At 70.7% G+C, this 379-nt stretch carries 1 protein-coding gene; it reads left to right on the forward strand.

Annotated features, from left to right (window positions below; genetic code table 11):
* The coding region (locus tag J0A65_RS26310) for a protein-tyrosine phosphatase family protein (RefSeq protein WP_206597129.1) at positions 1-379 on the forward strand (379 nt) is incomplete at both ends.

The following is a 379-nucleotide window of genomic DNA, read 5'->3' on the forward strand; positions in this document are numbered from 1 at the left end:
TGTTCGGCGCGGCCGGCTTCCAGAAGCAGGCCAATGGGCGTCTCAGCCCGGCGGCTAGGGCACTGCTCGGCCCTTACCTGCTCGCCGCCTGGATCAATTCGCGGCTATGGACGTACCGCCAGCCCGCGCCCAGCCTGGTGGTCGACGGTATCCACCTCGGCCGCCTGCCCGCTGCGGGCGATCTCGACGGCTACGCTGCGCTGGTCGACCTGTGCGCCGAACTGCCCGCAGCGCCTGGCACGCTGGCCTATTGCAGCCTGCCGACACTGGACCTGGTCGCGCCGGATGCAGCGACATGCCGACACGCCGCCGAAGCCATCGAGCGCCTGCGCCATCAGGGGCCGCTGCTGGTCTGTTGCGCCCTGGGCTACTCACGCAG

This window comes from Bowmanella yangjiangensis (assembly GCF_017255015.1).
In the GTDB taxonomy this organism is placed as follows: domain Bacteria; phylum Pseudomonadota; class Gammaproteobacteria; order Enterobacterales; family Alteromonadaceae; genus Bowmanella; species Bowmanella yangjiangensis.